At 55.8% G+C, this 20,260-nt stretch carries 18 protein-coding genes and 1 tRNA gene; 6 read left to right on the top strand and 13 right to left on the bottom strand.

Going from position 1 to position 20,260, the window contains the following annotated elements:
- The first annotated feature begins 269 nt into the window (after positions 1–269).
- On the top strand, positions 270–1,385 hold the full coding sequence (locus AC2FGB_RS07530) for a THUMP domain-containing class I SAM-dependent RNA methyltransferase (RefSeq protein WP_282027196.1): 1,116 nt from the start codon (positions 270–272) through the stop codon (positions 1,383–1,385).
- A gap of 115 nt (positions 1,386–1,500) precedes the next feature.
- Positions 1,501–1,577 (top strand) — tRNA-Pro (locus tag AC2FGB_RS07525).
- An 80-nt stretch (positions 1,578–1,657) separates the two neighbouring features.
- On the opposite strand, the gene AC2FGB_RS07520 is transcribed toward AC2FGB_RS07525, so the two are convergent.
- On the bottom strand, positions 1,658–1,918 hold the full coding sequence (locus AC2FGB_RS07520; RefSeq protein WP_496689297.1) for a hypothetical protein: 261 nt from the start codon (positions 1,916–1,918) through the stop codon (positions 1,658–1,660).
- A gap of 634 nt (positions 1,919–2,552) precedes the next feature.
- Here AC2FGB_RS07520 and AC2FGB_RS07515 point away from each other — a divergent pair.
- A complete protein-coding gene (locus AC2FGB_RS07515; protein WP_496689295.1) occupies positions 2,553–3,632 on the top strand; it encodes an extracellular solute-binding protein in 1,080 nt (359 codons plus the stop codon).
- A gap of 29 nt (positions 3,633–3,661) precedes the next feature.
- The gene (locus AC2FGB_RS07510; RefSeq protein ID WP_496689293.1) at positions 3,662–5,263 is read left to right on the top strand and encodes a BCCT family transporter; all 1,602 of its coding nucleotides are present in this window, start codon (positions 3,662–3,664) and stop codon (positions 5,261–5,263) included.
- 382 nt (positions 5,264–5,645) lie between these two features.
- On the opposite strand, the gene AC2FGB_RS07505 is transcribed toward AC2FGB_RS07510, so the two are convergent.
- A complete protein-coding gene (locus AC2FGB_RS07505) occupies positions 5,646–7,667 on the bottom strand; it encodes a DEAD/DEAH box helicase (protein ID WP_496693766.1) in 2,022 nt (673 codons plus the stop codon).
- A gap of 410 nt (positions 7,668–8,077) precedes the next feature.
- Complete coding sequence (locus tag AC2FGB_RS07500) at positions 8,078–9,241, bottom strand: ATP-binding protein (protein ID WP_142636387.1); 1,164 nt, start codon at positions 9,239–9,241, stop codon at positions 8,078–8,080.
- 336 nt (positions 9,242–9,577) lie between these two features.
- On the opposite strand from AC2FGB_RS07500, the gene speD reads away from it, so the two are divergent.
- Positions 9,578–9,979: an adenosylmethionine decarboxylase gene (gene speD / locus AC2FGB_RS07495; protein WP_281995110.1), complete on the top strand. Its 402-nt coding sequence runs from the start codon at positions 9,578–9,580 to the stop codon at positions 9,977–9,979.
- On the opposite strand, the gene AC2FGB_RS07490 is transcribed toward speD, so the two are convergent.
- The 5 genes from AC2FGB_RS07490 to AC2FGB_RS07470 are packed head-to-tail and all read right to left on the bottom strand — an operon-like array spanning position 9,950 to position 13,705.
- Entirely contained in the window at positions 9,950–11,491 is a 1,542-nt protein-coding gene (locus AC2FGB_RS07490) for a polyamine aminopropyltransferase (RefSeq protein WP_282027198.1), read from the bottom strand. The genes speD and AC2FGB_RS07490 overlap by 30 nt on opposite strands.
- Positions 11,488–11,712 (bottom strand): DUF350 domain-containing protein, encoded by a 225-nt coding sequence (locus tag AC2FGB_RS07485; protein ID WP_142636390.1) that lies wholly within the window; start codon positions 11,710–11,712, stop codon positions 11,488–11,490. Before AC2FGB_RS07485 ends, AC2FGB_RS07490 begins: the two co-directional genes overlap by 4 nt.
- A 10-nt stretch (positions 11,713–11,722) precedes the next feature.
- Positions 11,723–11,887: a hypothetical protein gene (locus AC2FGB_RS07480; protein ID WP_185956671.1), complete on the bottom strand. Its 165-nt coding sequence runs from the start codon at positions 11,885–11,887 to the stop codon at positions 11,723–11,725.
- A gap of 1 nt (position 11,888) precedes the next feature.
- Positions 11,889–13,190: a DUF4178 domain-containing protein gene (locus AC2FGB_RS07475; protein WP_496710106.1), complete on the bottom strand. Its 1,302-nt coding sequence runs from the start codon at positions 13,188–13,190 to the stop codon at positions 11,889–11,891.
- Positions 13,187–13,705 carry a DUF4178 domain-containing protein gene (locus AC2FGB_RS07470; RefSeq protein WP_496710105.1) on the bottom strand — a complete coding sequence of 173 codons (519 nt, stop codon included), beginning with the start codon at positions 13,703–13,705 and terminating at the stop codon, positions 13,187–13,189. The genes AC2FGB_RS07475 and AC2FGB_RS07470 overlap by 4 nt, the downstream gene beginning before the upstream one ends.
- On the opposite strand from AC2FGB_RS07470, the gene AC2FGB_RS07465 reads away from it, so the two are divergent.
- Positions 13,698–13,976 carry a hypothetical protein gene (locus AC2FGB_RS07465; RefSeq protein WP_496710104.1) on the top strand — a complete coding sequence of 93 codons (279 nt, stop codon included), beginning with the start codon at positions 13,698–13,700 and terminating at the stop codon, positions 13,974–13,976. The two genes, AC2FGB_RS07470 and AC2FGB_RS07465, sit on opposite strands and share 8 nt — an antisense overlap.
- On the opposite strand, the gene arcC is transcribed toward AC2FGB_RS07465, so the two are convergent.
- From arcC to AC2FGB_RS07440, 5 genes are read right to left on the bottom strand one after another with little or no spacing between them, the layout of a single operon-like run.
- Complete coding sequence (gene arcC, locus AC2FGB_RS07460; protein WP_496693770.1) at positions 13,973–14,905, bottom strand: carbamate kinase; 933 nt, start codon at positions 14,903–14,905, stop codon at positions 13,973–13,975. The genes AC2FGB_RS07465 and arcC overlap by 4 nt on opposite strands.
- 3 nt (positions 14,906–14,908) lie before the next feature.
- Positions 14,909–15,910, bottom strand: coding sequence for an ornithine carbamoyltransferase (gene argF, locus AC2FGB_RS07455; RefSeq protein ID WP_142636395.1), 1,002 nt, complete (start codon positions 15,908–15,910; stop codon positions 14,909–14,911).
- 29 nt (positions 15,911–15,939) lie between these two features.
- Complete coding sequence (locus AC2FGB_RS07450) at positions 15,940–17,169, bottom strand: arginine deiminase (RefSeq protein ID WP_142636397.1); 1,230 nt, start codon at positions 17,167–17,169, stop codon at positions 15,940–15,942.
- Complete coding sequence (locus AC2FGB_RS07445; RefSeq protein WP_496689273.1) at positions 17,166–18,503, bottom strand: amino acid permease; 1,338 nt, start codon at positions 18,501–18,503, stop codon at positions 17,166–17,168. The genes AC2FGB_RS07450 and AC2FGB_RS07445 overlap by 4 nt, the downstream gene beginning before the upstream one ends.
- Before the next feature lie 9 nt (positions 18,504–18,512).
- Complete coding sequence (locus tag AC2FGB_RS07440; protein WP_496689271.1) at positions 18,513–19,919, bottom strand: YfcC family protein; 1,407 nt, start codon at positions 19,917–19,919, stop codon at positions 18,513–18,515.
- Between the last annotated feature and the right edge of the window lie 341 nt (positions 19,920–20,260).

The raw sequence follows: 20,260 nt of genomic DNA, 5'->3' as shown, positions 1-20,260 counted from the left end.
CGGTCTTCCAAGCCTCTTTACCTGTGCCGGCTGAGCCAACACCTATCTAGTGTCAGACAATAACGCGAGAATTCCAAGCAGTCGTCGCAAAAGCGTCGAATTGCGACTGAAATCCGCGGCCGTCCCTCTGATTGTGGCCCCTTTACGCGGGGATGATACCAAAAGCAAACCTGTAACCGTCAAAATTCCCTCACGGTATTCACTTTCTTGTATCACTTTCGCTGAAATTGCCTGTCGCGCCCCGATCATGTCCGGTGTAAGCACCCTTGATGGAACAAACGAACGATCTGGAAATTTTTCTGGTAGCAACGCCCGGACTAGAGGCGCCGCTGCATGCCGAGGCCACCGAACAGGGATTCGCCGATGCTAAGGTCATTGCCGGTGGCGTGGTTTGTCGGGGCGGGTGGCCCGAAGTATGGCGTGCCAACCTTTGCCTTCGGGGCGCAAATAAAGTTCTGGTTCGGATTGGCAGCTTTCCCGCTGTCCATCTGGCACAACTGGACAAACGCGCCAGAAAATTTCCGTGGTCAGATTTCCTGCGCCCGGAAGTGCCGGTAAAAGTCGAGGCGACAAGCCGCAAATCGCGCATTTATCATGCGGGTGCCGCGCGCCAAAGGATCGAACGAGCGCTGGCCGAGACACTGGGGACTCCAATCTCGACAGATGCAGCCCTGCGCGTGCTTTTGCGGATTGAGAAAGACATCTGCACATTCTCGATCGACACCTCCGGAGAGCCCCTGCACAAGCGAGGTCACAAGACTTCCGTCGCCAAGGCCCCCATGCGCGAGACAATGGCGGCCATGTTCCTGCGCGAATGTGGCTATCACGGGACCGAACCGGTGCTGGATCCCATGTGCGGGTCGGGCACTTTCGTCATCGAGGCTGCCGAGATCTCATTGGGCCTGCTTCCCGGTCGCACACGTAATTTTACATTCGAAAGCCTAAGGAGTTTTGATCCCGACATCTGGTCCGACATGCGCGCCGGGTCAGAACCCCCTGCCCCCGAGGTTCAGTTCTTCGGCTCCGACAGGAATGCAGGCGCGATCGAAGCCGCAAAAGCCAACGCGGAACAAGCCGGTGTTTCGACCAATACAACATTTCATTGCCACTCCGTCAGCGATCTGAAGCCCCCGCCAGGGGCTGAGGGGTTAGTGATCGTAAACCCCCCTTATGGCGCCCGGATAGGCGATGAAAAACGTCTGCGATCCTTGTATGGGAGTTTCGGCAAGGTTCTGATGTCACGCTTCAAAGGCTGGCGCGTTGGCATCGTAACAAGCACCCCATCCCTGGCCCATGCCACGCGCCTTCCTTTGCTTCCGGCAGGGCCGGTAGTGGATCACGGCGGCACAAAAATCCGACTTTATCGCACTGATCACCTGATCTGACATGGGGCTAACCACAGGGATTTTGAGCCTGTCCAAAGCCTGTTACTAATCACTAACCAGACCCAGAATTCCTCTTGCACATCCAAACCCTCAGGTATAAATCACCCGCCACGGTCGGAGTGTAGCTCAGCCTGGTAGAGCACTGTCTTCGGGAGGCAGGGGTCGGAGGTTCGAATCCTCTCACTCCGACCAATAAAGCAAGGTTTCAACTGCAAAGATTTTTTTCTGTTTGACCAATAAACCTACTTTTCCGCACAATTTGGTTCGAGGATTCACTGCATTAATCCAAGGTGATAGCTGTGTGGTATGAACTGCTTTACTCCCACGAAGTCAAAATGACGAACTGGTTGGCCTACAATGAAGCGTTGAAACGGCTCGGCGCAAGGAATGAGGCCCTGCGAGCCTCTAGAAACCTCTGTCGCGCCATCAGGTAAAATTGAGACAACGAGCATCGCTGGAGGCGCGTCGAGGGCAAGATAAATTGTATCAAATTGCTCGGCCGGTGCTTGATGGCTTGCGACTTCAACCAGCAAGTCACAGAGTTACTGGCCCCTATCGACATCCTGAACGGTTACACAGCAAACGACATACAAATCACAAAGCGCGCAGGATATATTTGCCTACTCCCGTGGGCGGCGGCGATCATGCAGCTGTCATGAGAATGTTGATCAAGACTTCAAAGCTCCGCGATGTTGATATCCGTCGCGTGTGCGATGTGGCACACCATGTCCTGGGCGTCGTCATTCCATCGCCCACGCACGCCCCTGAGGCTCTTTCGCCGAAGGTGAGATAGGCCCCAAGATCAGGTCCGTAATTAACTGTGGTCGATGAACAGGAACCGGTTTCTCTGTATCGCTGGCTTCTGGAAAACAGCCTGTAACCGCAAGCCTTGTTTCTTGGTGGCTCTGCCAAATCTGTCGCTCTGTCTGGCGTAATAGTCGTATTTAGCTTTCGCAATTTTTGATTATTGCTGATCATCAGGGTGAATTTGATGTATTCTTGCTGAATGTGCTGGGAATTGACCAGGAGGACGACCCAAACAAAGCGCTTATACAAAATTAGAAGCGACTAGGGAGGAATTTGATGATGTACTATAGGCTAAAGGCGGTCAGGGGCTGTCGGATAATGATAGCTGCGCTGTTTTCTACTCTCTCTTTGAGTAATGCGATGGCGCAAAGTAACTCTGAGAGCGAAACCACAATCCCAGAGCCCGGGCCGTCCATCACCTTCACATCCTGGACCGGCCCTTACATGCGAAGTCAGATGCTTGGGTTTGTGCGCCCTTATGAGCAAGCCAAAAACGCTGATGTGCATGTTGCACATTACAATGGTGGCATCTCGGAAATCCGCGATCAGGTCGAAAGCGCAAATGTGATTTGGGATGTGGTCGACCTTACGCAAGCAGATTCACTTCGCGCCTGCGAAGAGGGCTTGCTGGAGAACATATCTGACATAGATCTGCCTGATGGCGTCGATGGCACACCATTTCGAGAGGATTTTGTCGAAGGTGCCCTGAATGATTGTGGCGTAGGAGTCATCGTATGGGGCACCGCATATGCGTATAACAATTCTCAATTCGCAGAAACGCCTCCATCAACCATTTCGGATTTCTTCGACACAGAAACCTATCCTGGGCCACGTGCCATCCGAAATGATCCGACAGTGATCATGGAATGGGCCCTTATGGCCGACGGCGTAGCCCGCGATGATGTGTATCCAACGCTAGAAACCGAAGAAGGTGTTGAGCGCGCGCTGAAAAAGATGGACGACATAAAAACCGGCCTGCAAATCTGGGAAACCGGGCGCGAACCCGTACGTCTGCTGAACTCTGGCGACATTGCTATGTCATCGATTTGGGCCACTACCGGTGCAACGGCCGCCCAGGAAGATGGTTCCGATTTTACGGTCAACATGGACGGCCGTGTGATTGAGCTGGATCTGTTCGGCATTCCAAAAGGAAGCCAGAATAAAGAAGAGGCCATTGATTTTATTCGCTTTGCTAGCAGCTCAAATTCGCTGGCCGATATGGTCGGGCACCTGCCAAATGGTCCAACCCGAAAATCTTCGATGACACTCCTGTCAGATGACGTTTTGGAGCGCATCCCGAACGGTCCGGCGTATGAAGACAATCTTTACATTCTGTCGGACGCCGAGTGGTGGGCCACCAACCACGGGCGCCTGGAAGAGGCGTTCCAGTCCTGGCTCGCAACCTCCGCCCGTCAGGGCGCTGCGGGTTCAACACGGTAAGCCGAAACAACAGGTCTAAGAGGTGCAAAATGAGTGATCAATCAACACAGAAACCTGACAATCTTGTAGCAAAGAGCGGCTTGTTCAAAGGTATGAATCCGACGATGGGTATCGCTTCGATGGTGATGATATTGGGGTTTGTGTTTTTCACGATCCGTGATGTTGAAGCTTCAAGTGCGATCTTTGCGACAGGTAAAAACTTCATCATCGGTAGCCTGGACTGGTTCTATGTACTGGTCGTTAACGCGGCACTGTTTTTCGTAATTTGGCTTATGATCAGTCGGTTCGGACACGTGAAGCTGGGCAAGGATGATGACGAGCCAGATTTTTCAACGTTTTCATGGATTTGCATGCTGTTTAGTGCGGGCTTGGGATCTGGTCTGATCTATTGGGGCGTTGCAGAGCCAATGTTCCATATCCAAGGCAGCCCATTCCTTGAACGGGCGGGAATTGAACCAAGCTCGGTTGACGCGGCGGTTTCTGCGGTAACGATCACGAATTTCCACTGGGGTTTCCACGGTTGGGCCCTTTATGTGCTGGTTGGCCTCTGCCTTGCATATTTCTCGTACCGCCATGGGCTTCCTCTGACTTTGCGCACCGCTCTTTATCCTGTCCTGAAGGAACGGATCTATGGTCCCTGGGGTCATCTCGTCGATCTGATTGGCGTATTTGGTACAATCTTTGGCCTCGCAACCTCATTGGGGTTGGGCGTCACACCAATCGCCGCCGGTCTTGAGGATCTTGGCTGGATGGCAAACACCCAGACAAATCAGTTGATCCTCGTCGCAATCATCACCTGTCTTGGCACGGCTTCTGCTGCATCGGGTGTTGGCAAAGGCGTGCGTATCTTGTCTGAAGCCAACGTTATGGCAAGTGTTGGCCTGCTGCTCCTGTTCATCATTCTGGGACCCACGGCATTCCTGTTGGGCATAACCATATCCGGATTTGGAGATTACCTCTGGACGGTGATACCCATGGGTTTCTGGATCAACGGTGAGCCCGAAAACCAATGGCAGAGCTGGTGGACGATCTTTTACTGGGGCTGGTGGATCGCATGGTGCCCGTTTGTTGGACTGTTCATTGCGCGGGTATCAAAGGGGCGGACGATCAAGCAATTCTGCTATTGCGTTCTTCTTATTCCAACCTCAGTCGTGATGCTCTGGATGGGTGTCTTTGGTGGCGCAGCAGCCGGGGTTGATCTGTTCTACGACGCAGGTGTCGTCGAGGCGGTCAACAATGACTACGCCGCTGGCGTATTCCAAACGGTCAAAGGATTTGGCTACACATGGCTGGTGTACCCGATCACAGTGTTGATTACGGTTCTGCTGATTTCGTGGTTTGTCACGTCTTCTGACTCGGGGACACTCGTGATGTGCACAATGCTGTCGATGGGTGACGAGCATCCGCCAATCAAGTTCCGTGTATTTTGGGGTATTACCGCAGGCGTTGTTGCCGGTGTCCTAATGCTGGCCGGTGGGTTGAGCGCGCTACAGACAGCGTCCATCGTCGCAGGGCTACCAATCGCTGTGATCTTGTTGTTCATGATCTATGGTATTGTCTCGTCGCTTCACGCTGAGCACCCAGTGCCAGATGTTGAGGATAAGTACGAAATGGAGTTCCTCAACAGATAGGCAGCCATTGTGGTTCAATTTGTCGAGAGGCAGTTACATCTGCCTCTCGACAATTACAGACATGGGTTTCGATCTGTCCGCGAAACTTTCCTCGTTCTGATGTGAAGTTTGCTAAACTTTCTGGGATCAAACGAATACGAAAGAACCTCTGCCTAATGGTTTCCACCAGCATCTCTGCTACCCGCGTGGTACAGCAACTGGATAGGCTTGTCGGCTCTCCATGGTGAGCCTCTCACACAATCTCGACCCGTGAACCAAAGGTACATTGTGGGGGATAGTCCGATCCTGGTCGTGATGGAGCGGTTTCTTTCGCCCATGCCTTCCATTGTCCCTTAAAGGTAATGCCCAAAGCCAAAAAACCAGGTTCGGAATGGAATGCAGGCTAAGTCTTCCGCCGTTTCGGGACAGAATCGCCACCTTTTGTAGATTTGGCCGCTGCGACTCGCGCTCGGTTCTTCTTGCTGCTTGACTTACCTTTGGGTGGAGGCGGACCCTTTGATGCTGTTCGGGCAGATTTGATATCGCCGCCTTTGGCTTCAGATTTACCGCCCTTACGTGCCTTTGGCTTTGCACCAACCGGTTTGAACAAGGCATCTGCCTCGTCTTTCGAAGCACGCTGGCGTTCTACTTTGGCTGATTTGACGGCCCTTGTGGAACGTTCTGCAGGGCTGGAAGGTGCCCGGCCCTCGGGTTCAGGCTTGCGACGTCCATAGGTTGCAGTGCCGCTCCGTTCGGTCGGAGTCGTATCTCGTTTGCTCGTAATCGGTTTGCCTTTTTGCTTTCCGATGGGCTTGGTCCGGCCAGTTGCAGCAAAGTCCGGTGCCGTGTCCAGACGCACGAGATTCTTGACCTTTTCGATCTTCATCTCGGGCCCAACGGCTGTCAGAAACCCTTCGACGCTGGGCTCACGGATCTCGAAATAGGTCACATCATCGGCAATCCGGATGGCCCCAATGTCATCCTTCGTCAGATTGCCTGACTTGCAGATCATCGGCAGCATATAACGCGGCGACGCATTTTGATTGCGCCCCTCGGACAGCGAAAACCAGACGCTGGGGCCAAAGGCCGCGCGCGGTTTCTGGCTTTGCTGATCGACCGTCGACAACTCTTCTGGCGCGGAATGACGCAGCTTGTACTGCCGCAGGTAAGCTGCTGCAATCTGCTCAGGGGTAAAGCTTTCTACCATTTTCTGAACTGCTGCGCGTTCACTTTCCGTGATCTCTGCTTGCCAGTCATCCGATGCGAACATCCTCACCTGATCGCGTTCGGTCACCTCTTCGGCTGACGGGGCTGTCCCCCAATCGGCGGTCAGCTTGGCGAATTTCAGAATACGTTCCGCCTTTTTTCGCGACGCGGGTGCAACCACTAGTGCGCTAACGCCCTTGCGCCCGGCCCGGCCTGTTCGACCCGAGCGGTGCAGCAGTGTTTCATGGCTGTTTGGCAGTTCCGCATGGACCACCAAATCAAGGTTAGGCAAATCAATACCGCGGGCGGCAACATCCGTTGCCACACAGACCCTGGCACGCCCATCGCGCATGGCTTGCAAGGCGTTCGAGCGTTCGCTCTGGGTCAATTCTCCGGATAGGGCGACGACCGAAAAGCCCCGGTTTGACAGGCGCGCGGTCAGACGTGACACCATCGCGCGGGTATTGCAGAACACGATGGCGTTCGGCGCCTCATAATAGCGCAACACATTGATAATTGCATTCTCGCCGTCGCGCGGACCGACCAACATAGCACGATAATCAATATCGGCGTGCTGCGTCTTTTCGCTGACGGTGCTCACACGTTCTGCATCGCGCTGATACCGTGTCGCCAAATTGGCAATCGCACGTGGGACAGTGGCAGAAAACAGCAAAGTCTGACGGTCTGATGGTGTTTCATCCAGAATGAATTCCAGATCCTCTCGGAACCCGAGATCCAACATCTCGTCGGCCTCATCAAGAACCACGGCGCGAATGGCCGTCAGGTCGATCGAGCCCCGCATGATATGATCCCGCAGCCTTCCCGGAGTGGCGACAACAATATGCGCGCCACGCGCCAACGCACGGCGTTCATCCCGAATATCCATGCCTCCGACGCAGGACGCCAGAAACGCGCCCGCATCGGCGAACAACCAGCTCAGTTCACGCTTTACCTGCAGCGCCAGTTCCCTTGTTGGTGCTACAACAAGTGCCAGCGGTGCGCCCGAGGTTTCGAAAGTCTCAGCGTCACCCAAAAGTCGCGGCGCAATCGCCAGACCGAATCCGATGGTTTTACCCGATCCGGTTTGGGCCGAAACCAGCATATCCTTCCCTTCCAGTTCGGGCCGGGTTACAGCCTGCTGAACTTGGGTTAAGGTGTCATAGCCCTTGCGAGCCAGCGCATTTGCAATGGTTTGTTTCACAGCGGTGGTTCTTTTCATCGGTCAGGAGATGGGATTGTGCGGTATTGCAATCAATGCATCATCCATGGGTAAAGACAGCCCCTTAACGAGTGTCTTGTCTATTGTATAGCCACGAACCGGGGCAGATGCGCTGAAAATCCCGTATCCTGTCCGTACTGCTCCCTTTCAGTAGCGGCTTGAGACCCTCGCTGCATTCGGTTCAATTTGTTGAGACGCGGCAGAAGCGCAGGCTTGGAATAATCAAAACAGGCGTTTTTCTGTAGAGCTTTCAACCGTCTGTAAACCGGCTGTCCCTGTCGGGCTGGCGGTCAACGTGACTACTCCTTCGGGAAATCTACTACAAGCAGTCGGATTCGATAGCTTCTACGACCACGTTTTCTTCGAATTTAGGGCATGACGTTGAGCCAATGGCGCGGTCCCTCTTGCGTCTATGCTGACGCCAGCCGTTTCATTGCGCTCATGAGAGGCATAGCCCGCACACCTCCCTGCCCCGGCACTTCCTTGTCGTTGGCATAGACAAGGATGCGCTCTGAGACGTCCAATTCTTCTGTCGCGATGTGAAACCCACGCGTAACCTTCGCTGATGTCGTCCGCTTGATCTCTATGGCCCAGAGGCCGCCGCGGGGAAGTTTCAATAACAAATCTACCTCAGCCCCTGCTGAAGAGCGATAGAAGTTTGCTTCTGTTCCGCGCGGTGCCGCGGTGATCAGGCTTTCGATGCAGAACCCTTCCCAACTGCCGCCGACAACCGGATGCCCCAGTAGGTCTTCTTGCGTTTCGATCCCAAGAAGTGCATGGGCCAACCCGGAATCGCGAATATAGACCTTAGGAGACTTGACCAAACGCTTTCCGGCATTGGAATGCCATGGCTGCAAACGGCGCACCAGCATCAGGTCGACCAGCAAATCAAGATAGCGCGCAACGCTCTGGCCAGAGACACCCAGGTTTCCCGCAAGTTTCGCCGCATTGAGTAACCCGCCTTGCTCATGGGCAAGCATTGTCCAGAACCGGCGCAATGTTTCCGCCGGGATGCGCAACCCAAAAGCCGGAACATCGCGTTCCAGATAGGTGCGGATGAAATCCTCGCGCCATGCCAGGCTGGTTTTGTCGTTCTTGGCAAGGAAGCTATCTGGAAACCCACCCCGCAACCACAGCGCAGAGATCGAGTCCGCTCCGGTTTCCGACAAAATGAAAGGCGTCAGCTCGTGATAGCTGACCCGGCCAGCCAAAGATTCTGCGCTTTGGTGCAGAAGCGTGTTCGAGGCCGACCCCAGCAGCAGGAATTGCCCAGTCCGATACCCTTGTCTTCGTCGTCGGTCAATCTGACCGCGTAATGCCTTAAACAGGCCGGGCATAAGCTGAACTTCATCGATCACCACCAGGCGCCCAACCTGCTCGTCGAGATAGAGGTCTGGCTCTTCGAGCACTTGGCGATCAGCAGATCTCTCCATATCAAGATAGACAGCGTCACGGCTTTCAGCGATATCCTGCGCGAGAGTTGTCTTCCCAACTTGCCGCGGCCCAAGCAGGACTACACCCGCCTGGTTCTCGAGAGAGTCTTCAACTGACTTTCTATCACCGCGCTTGATCATACCTTGCATTTATCCCATTTGATGGAAGATTTACAAGGATAAAATTCCACATTACTGTCCAGTGAAACCCTATCCGTCTCGGCCCTTCACCCCAGAACCATGACACGCAAGTCTGGACCTTAGGTCGAGCATAATCGTGGAAAGCTGCGTCCCATTTGATCAAGAGAAAATAGAACCTGAGTACGTTCTTCTTTCTTAACTATTAAATTTGAAGAGTCCTCTTTGCGTCCCTCAATTTCATTTCCATTGCCCTGAAGGGCGAAGCCAACTAGGTACTTGCCGCGCACAAACCCCTAAGAATCTGCGAAAAATCAAATCGCAGAAAGGACCAGGATCATGACCATACCAGCAATCAAAAACGCTGACACAGGCACGCTGGCTGGCTCGGGAATGCATATTCTGGTCGATCATTACGGCAGCCTATACCTAACCGACGTTATGCGCATCGAAGAGGCACTGACCCGCGCGGCGCGGGAGGCTGGCGCAACGATACTGTCGGGCAAGTTCCACAAATTTGGCGGGCATGGCGGTGTGACCGGAGTGTTGTTGCTGGCAGAATCCCATATCTCGATCCACACTTGGCCGGAAAATGATTATGCCGCCATCGACATCTTCATGTGTGGCACAACGCAACCGGACAAAGCGGTCGCATATCTTGAGAAGCACCTGCGCCCTGCCCGAGTTGAAATTACGCGCGTCAACCGCGGTTTACCGGAACCAGTAGTCCCAACCGTCTAAGTAATATCCCATCAATGCGTGCGATTGCAGTGTATTAGGTTCGGCATCGACCCGGTCGGTATCACCGCCAAAAATCTGTGCCGCGCGCCAAACATCATCGTCGAGATAGCTCAACCCATCCGGCAGTTCGATTCTACGGTCGGTCAATGGTTCAAATGTAGCCAGAACAAACCCCCATTCGCCGAAGCTCGGCACGTAGCTGTGATAGGGAACCGCCTGCAGTCCCCGCCCGGGCCTTTGCGGATTGCGGCTGCTCTCGATCGTTTCGGCCACCGACCAAAAGGCCTGCCGAGCAAAGAACGGTGATCCGGCCTGGGTGACAAAGACCCCCTGCCCGCTTAGCCGTTCGGCCAGCAAGCCGTAGAATTGCTTGGTGTATAACCGGGACAAGGCGATGGATTTGGGGTCTGGCAGATCAATGATCACCACGTCGTAAATCTGGGTTTCCCGCTCCAGAAACCTCCAGGCGTCTTCGTTGACAACCGTCACGCGCGGGTCGCTGAGAGCATTGTCGTTCAGCTTGGACAGATCTGGATGGTCGCGAAACAACTGCGTCACACGCGGATCAAGATCCACCAGCGTCACGGATTGCACCTCGGGATAGCGCAGCACCTCGCGCGCGGCCATGCCGTCTCCACCCCCTAGGATCAGAATGTCACGCGCGCGCGGCGCAAGGGCCATGGCCGGATGCACCAGTGGCTCGTGATAGCGGTGTTCGTCAAGGGAATCGAACTGGATCGAATGATCCAGAAACAGGCGCACCCGGTCGCGGTACCGGGTGACGGTGATCTGCTGATACGACGTGGCCTCGGACAGGATGACATCATCTTCGAACAGTTCGGCCTCGGCGACCGAGACCAGCCGTTCGGACTGCCACAGTGCGCCCAGTGTTGCCACAAAGGCCACCGCCCAAACCGCAACCTGGACTCGCGTGGCCCATTCCCGAAACACCAACAGAGACAGGCCTGCGACGGCAAGGTTCAACCCTCCAAAGGCCAGGCTGGCCGACATCAGTCCCAGATATGGGATTACCAGCAGTGGAAAAGCCAGCGAGGCAACCAGCGCACCGATGTAGTCGACGCTCAGCACGTTTTCAAAGCGGAACTTCAACGCCCCAATCTGTTCCAGAACACGGGCGATCAAAGGGATCTCCATCCCCGACAGGATACCAATGGCAATCAAGGCGCCGTACAGCGGCAGGGCCACCTGCCCCATCCACGCGTAGTTCAGAAACAACACCGGCGCCAAAAATCCGCCGACAATGCCCAAAAGGATCTGAGCCCAGACAAATCCGGAAAACGCATCCGAGACAAAGCGCGATAGCCAGGCCCCGACCCCCATTGCTGACAGAAAGATACCAATCACCAGCGAGAACTGGCGGACGGAGTCCCCCAGCAGATAACTGGAGAGTGTGGCTGCAATCAGCTCATAGATCAGACCGGCGACGGCCACCAGAAAGGTGGCCAGCAACAACCACGCGGCGCGCGCCTCAACCGCGCGGGGCTGGGTCATGACAGGATGACGGCCGCGATGATGATGGACACCGCCACAAATAGCAGCCCGATCAGGATCGCCAACGCGATGTTTTGATCCTTTTCAATCTCGTGCACGACGGAAAACGGCGTCATCCAGTCGATCACCTTCCACACGACCCACATCAGCGTCACGCCCAGAAGAGTGTAGAAGATTGTGCTGATGATTTCTGCAATCTGAATTGCTGCTATATAATCCATTGATTCCTCACTATTTTATCCGATTTGACCGATAGTACCCGCCGCCACCGCTGCCGACCCGAACCGAGGTGTCCAAGTCACGGCTTTCGGCCCAATACCCATGCCACGAGACATAACCTGTGGCAGCCACGGCCAGGGTTGAAATGACGACGAAAATGATCCTGAAAGCTGTCACTTTAATCCTCATTTACCCAATCAGTTCCCGACCACCGGGCGCGTTGATGCAACCATTTGCGCCCGAACTGAAACAGGAACAGCGCTCCAAAAACCCCGGCCAGCGCGAATGTCCAAAGACCACTGGACAGTCCGGTTTTGACACTGACCTGCAACTGGCTAAACGGCTGCCCCGGCACATAGCCTGCGCCCCGCCCGTTCCAAAGCCCCTGCTCTGGCACGTCCAGTGCCAATGTGTAGTCACCCGTGCGATCTGGCCGAAACGTCAGGCTCGCAAATTTGCTGCCTTCGCGCCATGTGCCGTCCGAGTCGCGGCCGGTGTAATATTCGATCGTCCGACCCGCCTGGAACACCGGCTCTCCGTCCGGATCAAGCAGCTCGATGTCCAGATAGATCCAACTGTTTTCAACATTGCCCGAAAAGGAAACCTTCGTCAGTTGGCTATTGGCTTCAAGCGGGATTGTGATTTCGGCCGGGAAGTCGCCACGTTTTAGCGCCTGACGCTCTATCGCCCTCTCACCTGATCGTTGAGAGAAGGAGACCGCCATCACAAGACAGAGGATCGTAAACACGCATGATACGACCAGCAAAAATCTATAGTTTGGGCCCTCGATGAAAGGTTGCAGCGGATGCACCCGATGTGGGTTCAGGTTCAATGAAACCCCAAAAGCTGCTTCGGCCTGCTGTTTCGAAACATAGAACGAGCGATAGGTCTCACGCTCGGACCCGGTGGTCGAAAACCCCAGCATCGCCGTATCAGACATCGCCGAAATCGTGGTTGTCTTTTCCCCCAGTGACGGCGTCCAGGTGAATTCGCCCTCGACATAGGTGACCGCGCTTGTGGTGGTCTCGTAATACACAAAGCGCCCATCCTCGGTCGTCACAGAGGGAGGAGATTCCGCTGTCTCAACCCACCGCTCCGACATCCAGGCCGATCCGCGATAGCGTCTGGAAAACACCAGATGCCCCGCCTCAAGCGTTAGCCAGGCATAGCCGTGAGTTGGCGAATAGAGCTGATGGTCTATCCATTGATAGACCCGTCCGCCCCAGCGTTCGGCATGCTCGATCAGACCGATTATGGTGAACTCAGCACCATACAACGACCCACTCATCCCAATCGAAAGCGGAGTTTCCGGGCGTTTCTGATCCTTGAACTGCCGCAATGTCCGATAGTTGTTCTGTGCATCCAGTTCGGCCCCGCAATAGGAACAGATCTGCACGATCACCCTGCCCCCGCCCAGCACATCCAGACCGGCGCCGCAGCAAGTGCAGTTGATCGAAAGAAGACTTGGATTTCGGGTCATGACTGCCGCTGAACCTTCACATCAAACGCGTCGTACCACCGACCGTAGAACCAGATCGCATGACCCGGCCAGAATTCACCGGACAACAGTGCCTCGTCTCCGGCGGAAGCGTTCACGAATTCATGGCTTTCCCCGACCTTTAGCACCTCATCGAATTGTCCGCGCAGGGCGATGCATTCGGCATGTTCAACTTCGGTAACCGTGAATGTGGCCGCGTCGAAATCCAGCGTTTCGCCCAGCTTGAACGGAGGCATGAATTTCGGCGTGTACTTTCCGGTCAAGCGTTTCTGCCGAACGACATCTCCCTCATCGAGCGATATCCAGCAGGTGCGGCCATCACCATCGACACCGCAGAACTCATCCCAGAACCCCCGCCCGTAGGAATAGCGCGCATGACCAAGAATCAATGTCGACGTTCGACCCAGTTGCACTTGATCGCCTATCCCGAACAAAAGCGGTGCATCGTGCATCTCACCCTGCTGGCCCGCCGATTGAACCTGGACATCATTGATCATCAACGTCGTACCGCAGGACGCACAGGTGGCAACCTTTATCCCTTTCAGCGCAATCGGGGTTTGCGCACCGCAGTTTGGACAGTTCAAAGTCTTCATGCTTTCAAGTCGCGCAAAGAAAATGAAAGTTCAAGCCGTTATTGGTTCTGGAGAATACACGTCCGGTGCCGCCTTGCCCTTGTTGCCAGAATTCAAACAGAACCACTTAGGTGGGACTGAACATGCTGGCGGTTATGTTAGAGATGCCGTCAGCCCCAGCAATCATCTGAGTTAGTCGTGAAATAGGATTTCAGCTGCGTCTTTGCTTATGGTTGTGCCCTTCCTGCCCGCAACGATATCCGCCAGATCGGCCAGTGCGCCGATGGCTGCGGATTTGCCGGTAAGCCGCGCAAACTGGGCGGCGGCCTCGACCTTTGGGCCCATCGAACCGGCGGCGAAATTGAACTTGGCCATGGCCTCTGGTGAGGCGGCTTTTATGCCACGCTGAGTATCGGTACCCCAGTCCAGATAGGCACAATCAGCATCCGTTGCCGAAATGAACAAATCGGCCCCGACCTCTCGGGCCAGCAGCTCCGAGGCCAGATCCTTGTCGATCACCGCTTCTATCCCCTCCAGATAACCCGGAGAAGTATAGGCCGTGGGAATGCCCCCGCCACCGGCACAGATCACCACGGTTTGCCGTTCCAGCAGCCATTTAATCGGCCTGATCTGAAAGATCCGTTTCGGCAGCGGAGATGCAACAACCCGTCGCCATTTGTCGCCATCCGCACGAATTTGCCAGCCCTTGTCGGCGGCCAATCGTTCAGCCTCGGGTTTGTCATATACCGGACCGATGAATTTTGTGGGGTCGTCAAAGGCGGGATCCTTGGCATCGACCTCAATCATGGTCAGCAGCGTGGCCAGAGGCGTCTCGGGCGGCAGACGGTTGCCCAACTCCTGCTCGATCATGTACCCGATCATGCCCTCGGTTTCCGCCCCAAGCACGTCCAGCGGATAGGCCTCATCCGGTTTATAGGCGTTGCCCTGTAGGGCCAGCAATCCCACCTGAGGGCCATTCCCGTGGGTCACAATCAGCTCGTTCCCCTCGGCAATGGTGGCCAGCGCCTGCGCGGCGATAGCGGTATTTTCACGCTGGTTCTCGGCGGTCAGGGCCTGACCCCGCCGCAGCAGCGCATTGCCCCCAAGGGCGACGACGATGCGCATGACTCAGGCCCCCAGAGTGGCGACCAGAACGGCCTTGATTGTGTGCATTCGGTTTTCGGCCTGTTCAAACTGAATACCGGCGGGGCTTTCGAATACCTCTTCGGTGACCTCCATTTCGGTGATGCCGAATTTCTCGTGGATGTCTTCGCCCACTTTTGTCTCGGTATTGTGGAAGGCGGGCAGGCAATGCATGAATTTGACGTTTGGATTGTTTGCCGCTGCCATTAACGCGCTGTTGACCTGATAGGGGGTCAGCTGCTTGATCCGGCTGTCCCAGACCTCTGGTGCTTCGCCCATCGAGACCCAGACATCGGTGTGGATGAAATCCACGCCATCCACGGCGGCCGCAGGATCATCGGTGATGGTCAGCGTCGCGCCGTAACGCGCGGCGGCTTCTTCCGCCGGACCGCGGAATTCGTCGGACGGCCACAGATCACGTGGGGCGGCGATGCGGACGTCCATCCCCATCATGCAGCCCGCGATCATCAGCGAATGGCCCATATTAGACCGCCCGTCGCCCACATAGGCGTATTTGATGTCATGCAGGGGCTTTTCTCCATATTCCTGCATGGTCAGCAGATCGGCCAGCATCTGGGTCGGGTGGAACTCATCGGTCAGCCCGTTATAGACCGGCACGCCCGCATTGGCGGCCAGTGTTTCCGCCAGTTCCTGCCCAAAACCGCGATATTCAATGCCGTCGAACATGCGGCCCAGCACGCGGGCAGTGTCCTTCATGCTTTCCTTATGCCCGATCTGTGACCCCGAGGGCCCAAGATAGGTGACACCGGCACCCTGATCCATCGCGGCCACTTCAAAGGCGCACATGGTCCGGGTCGAGGATTTTTCGAAGATCAGGCAGATGTTCTTGCCTTTTAGATGCTGGATTTCAGACCCCGCATATTTTGCGCGCTTCAGATCGCGCGACAGGTCCAGCAAATAACGCAGCTCGCGCTGGTCGAAATCGAGCAGTTTCAGGAAGCTGCGGCCCTTGATGTTAAATGCCATTGGTCAATCTCCTTTTTCAGTAATCGGGTTCAATAATCCACGGGGTCACGCCAGATCGGGCAGGTCATGCAATGCCCGCCGCCTCGTCCACGCCCCAGTTCCGAGCCCGAGATCGTGATCACCTCGACCCCCGCCTTCCGCAGCAGCGTGTTGGTATAGGTGTTGCGGTCATAGGCAACGACCACGCCGGGCTCTAACGCCACCACGTTGTTACCGTCGTCCCATTGCTCTCGTTCCTGATTGAATGCGTCTCCGCCTGTCTGAACGATGTTCAGAGATTTGATCCCCAAGCATTCGGCGGCCACATCGAACAGATGTTTGTCATCGCGCCGGAAGTCGATCGTGTCCTCTTTGTTTCCGGGGCGCAGGCTGATGCACTGGATGTCGTTACAGACATCAACATAGGCAGTCGCGGTCTCACGGTCGCAATGGCTGAACACTGTATCCAGATGCATAGCCGCGCGGCTGCGGGGCATCTGACAGGCAACAACCCTCTCCGCCGCGCCTTTGGCAAACAGAGCGCGGGCGACTTGACCAACCGCCTGCGGACTGGTGCGTTCGCCCATGCCGATCAACACACTGCCATTGCCCCAGGGCATGACATCACCGCCTTCGACCGTGGCCGCGCCGTGATCCTTGTCTGGGTCACCCCACCAGATCTCGAAATCTGCGTCGCGGAACTCGGGGTGGAACTTGTAGATCGCGGTCACCAACAGGGTTTCGGGGCGCCGCGCCGGCCAGTACATCGGGTTGACCGTAACGCCGCCATAGATCCAGCAACTGTTGTCACGAGTGAACTGCGTATTTGGAATCGGTGGGATCACAAAGCCCAATGGCCCCAGATAGCTGCCGAACATACCTGAGGGTTTGAACGGCATATCTTCGACCGCGATGCCGCCGATCAGATATCTGGCCAGATCCTTGGCCGCCATCTCATCCAACCAGCCGCGCAGCTCATTCAGCATACCGACGCCCACCTGATTTTCGGTAATGCGGCGGTCCAGAACCCAATTACGGGCTCCCTTGTCCTTCAGCGTTTCTGCAAGCAGCGTCTGGAATTCTAGAACCTGAACCCCGCGATCCTCCATCTTCATGCGGAAATCGGCATGGTCAGAGCGGGCTTTGTGCACCCAAAGGACATCGTCATAAAGCAACTCTGCCGCATTGCCAGGGGTCAGGCGGGAATGGGCCAGACCCGGTTCGCAGACCATCACCTTTCGAAGTTTCCCAATCTCGGAATGTGCGCCAAATCCAGTCATGATATCTCCTTTGATGTAATCGCGCCGGACTGCCAACGCAGCCAGACATGGATGGGCAACCCAGCCAACAGCAAAAGGACGCCCCAGAAAACGACGTCTTTTCCAGCGCCGAAGATCGCCCAGAATGAATAGACAAAACCGAGACCCGCCAGCACAAAGGCCTGCGGTGGCAGGCGGGTGCGTTCTTTGCGTTTTGCGCGGATCATAATCTCGGCACCTGCGCACAGCAGGTAGGGAACCAGCGTGGATAGGGTGGCCAACAGAATGATGAATTCAAACTGTTCAGCCAGGGATCGGGTATAGTTCATAGCGATCAGAGCGCTGGCGAGCAGGCTTGAGGAGATCAGGCCAAATGTCGGCGTACCAGTCCGTGACACCCGGGCAAAACCGGCCGGGAACAACCCGTCACGCGCCGCGCCCAGTGGCACTTGCCCGGTCAGCAGCACAAATCCGTTGAGCGTGCCGAAGGTCGAAACGCAGGCCCCGACCGCGATGAATACCGCACCGCCAAACCCCCACATCACATGCGCAACATCCGCCAGCGGTGCGTTGCTTCCGGCCAGCGTGCCGGATGGTACTACCCCAAGCGCCACATAGGTCGTGGCGATATAGACCAATGCGGCAACACAGGTTCCGACAATCGTCGCAAGAGGGATCGTTTTGGTAGGGTTCCTGACATCGCCCGCCGGAACCGTTGCGGATTCGAGCCCCACAAATGCCCAAAGCGTCAACGCCGCGCAGGCCGAGATCGCCGATATGTTCGACATACCGCTGAGGTTAACCGGCCGGAAGTTTTCAGGTTGGACATGAGCCAGGCCCAGCAGGATCAGCACCAGCAGCGGGGACAGCTTCATCACCGTGGTCACCACTTGCACAATCCCGGCCTGCCGAACGCCGCGCAGATTGACCCAGGTGAGCAGCCAAATCGCACCAAGTGAGACCGCCAATCCCGCGAGCGCAGTTTCCCCGATGGCGGGTACCATAAAGCTGAGATAGCCAGCAAAGGCGACGGCAACGGCGGCATTCCCAGACCACAGCGCGATCCAATAGCCCCAAGCAATCAGGAAACCGGCAAAATCACCAAAGCCCTCGCGCGCATAAGCGTATGGCCCGCCGGTATTGGAAGACAATCGCGCCAGCCGTCCAAAGATCAGGGCCAGCACAATCGCGCCACCTGCGGTCAGAACCCATCCCGCCATCGAGATTGGCCCGAACACGGCCAGAGAAGAGGGCAGCAGGAAAATACCGGACCCGATCATATTGCCCACCACCAGCGCGGTGCACATCCAGAACCCAAGGGTTCCTTTGGGTTTAGATCGGGTGTCGGTGGGCATAATGCGACCTCATGCCAACGCGGAAAGGCTGAGCCCGGCCATGATGATGACGATCAGGATCAGTAAAAGCGGCCACATGAACCTGAGCCAGCGTTCATAGGGCACACGCCCCAGGGCAAGCCCGCCCATGACCACCGCAAAGGTGGGGTTAATCAGGTTCACCAAACCGCTGGCTGACTGATAGGCCGTCACGACCAAGGACCGTTCTACGCCGGAAAAGTCTGCTAGCGGCGCCATGATCGGCATGGTCAGAACCGCCAAGCCCGAGGATGACGGGACGAGGAAGGACAACAGCCCCTGCAAGGCGAACATCGCATTGATAAAGGCCACTTTGCCCAAACCATCCACGGCACCTTCGGCCCAATACAAAATGGTATCGGTGATGTTTCCTGCGTCCATGACCACTACGATCCCGCGCGCGATCCCGATCACCAGCGCAACCCCCAGCAAATCCCGGGCACCGTCAACGAAGGTCGAGGTGAATTCCTCTTCCCCGATCCGTGCGATCAATCCCACGATTATCGAGGACACAATGAACAGGCCGGACATCTCGGCCATCCACCAGCCTCCTGCCGCGACACCCCAGATCATCACGCCAAAGCTGGCCGCAAAGATCAAAAGGATCAGCCCATGCATACCCGTAAAGGTCGGAGCTTCACCGCCCGTGCGGCCACCTTTGAGGAAATGCGCCTCATTGCTTTCGCGCTTGTCGGCAACGAAGGACAGATCCGGATCGGCTTTGACCTTGGCTGCATATCGCATGACAAAAACCACACAAGCCAACCAGCATGCCAGCAACAGCGCAAAGCGCAGCATTATGCCATTGGTGAAGGGCACCCCCGCCGCATCCGAGGCGATGACTGTGGCAAACGGGTTAATCGTCGATCCCAGCGTGCCAACCCCCGCCCCCAGCATGATGATGGCCACACCCACTACCGCGTCATAGCGCGCGGCAATCATCACTGGGATGATCAGCGCGTAAAAAGCCAGTGACTCTTCGGCCATGCCATAGATTGTGCCCCCCGCAGCAAAGAAGGCCATCAAGATGGGGATCATCCATTTCTCGCGCCCCTTCAGACGCACCATTGCGCGCGCAATCCCGGCGTCAATCGCCCCGGTTCGCGTTACAACTCCCAAAAAACCGCCAATCACCAGCACAAAAAGTGCAACATCAATCGCCCGCGCTTCATAACTGACAGGGTCATAGAACCCCCCGATAGGGGCCAGTACGACATCATAGAACCCCTGCGGATTGGGCTCGACAACCTGATAGCTGCCCGGTACCGGAACATCGCGTCCCAGGGCTTCGTTAGCGACGCGGTCATATTGGCCAGCGGGAACAAACCAGGTTGCAATGGCGACCAGTGCTATCAACGCAAACAGAATTGTATATGCAGTTGGAAACTTGAGCTTCATGTCATCAAACTCCTAAAAGAGCTGAGATTGGGTTTCGAAACTTCCGGTCTCTTCATACAGTCTCAATATGAGATTTCTAAGGATGAATGACCCCGAGGCGACCTGAACGGTTCTACATGAACGCCATTCGCTGGCGCTGCGCATTGACCTGCATCAATAGAATTCAGGCTGACGCTGGATTCAGGTTCGTCAGTTTTTGCTTTCCTACAGATCGTAAGTTGCTCATCTGAGTGCAGCGGTTAGCACCTTGCGATCCATCGCCCCAGTCTGGCAGAAACCCGCTTGAGACTGTGGTGATCATGTTGACATATCAGCCCATTTCCCTGAACCGGTAAGTCGCA

Source organism: Ruegeria sp. CDSC021 (genome assembly GCF_059610845.1).
The sequence above is the reverse complement of the archived record's forward strand: the minus strand, read 5'-3'. Positions and strand labels throughout refer to the sequence as shown.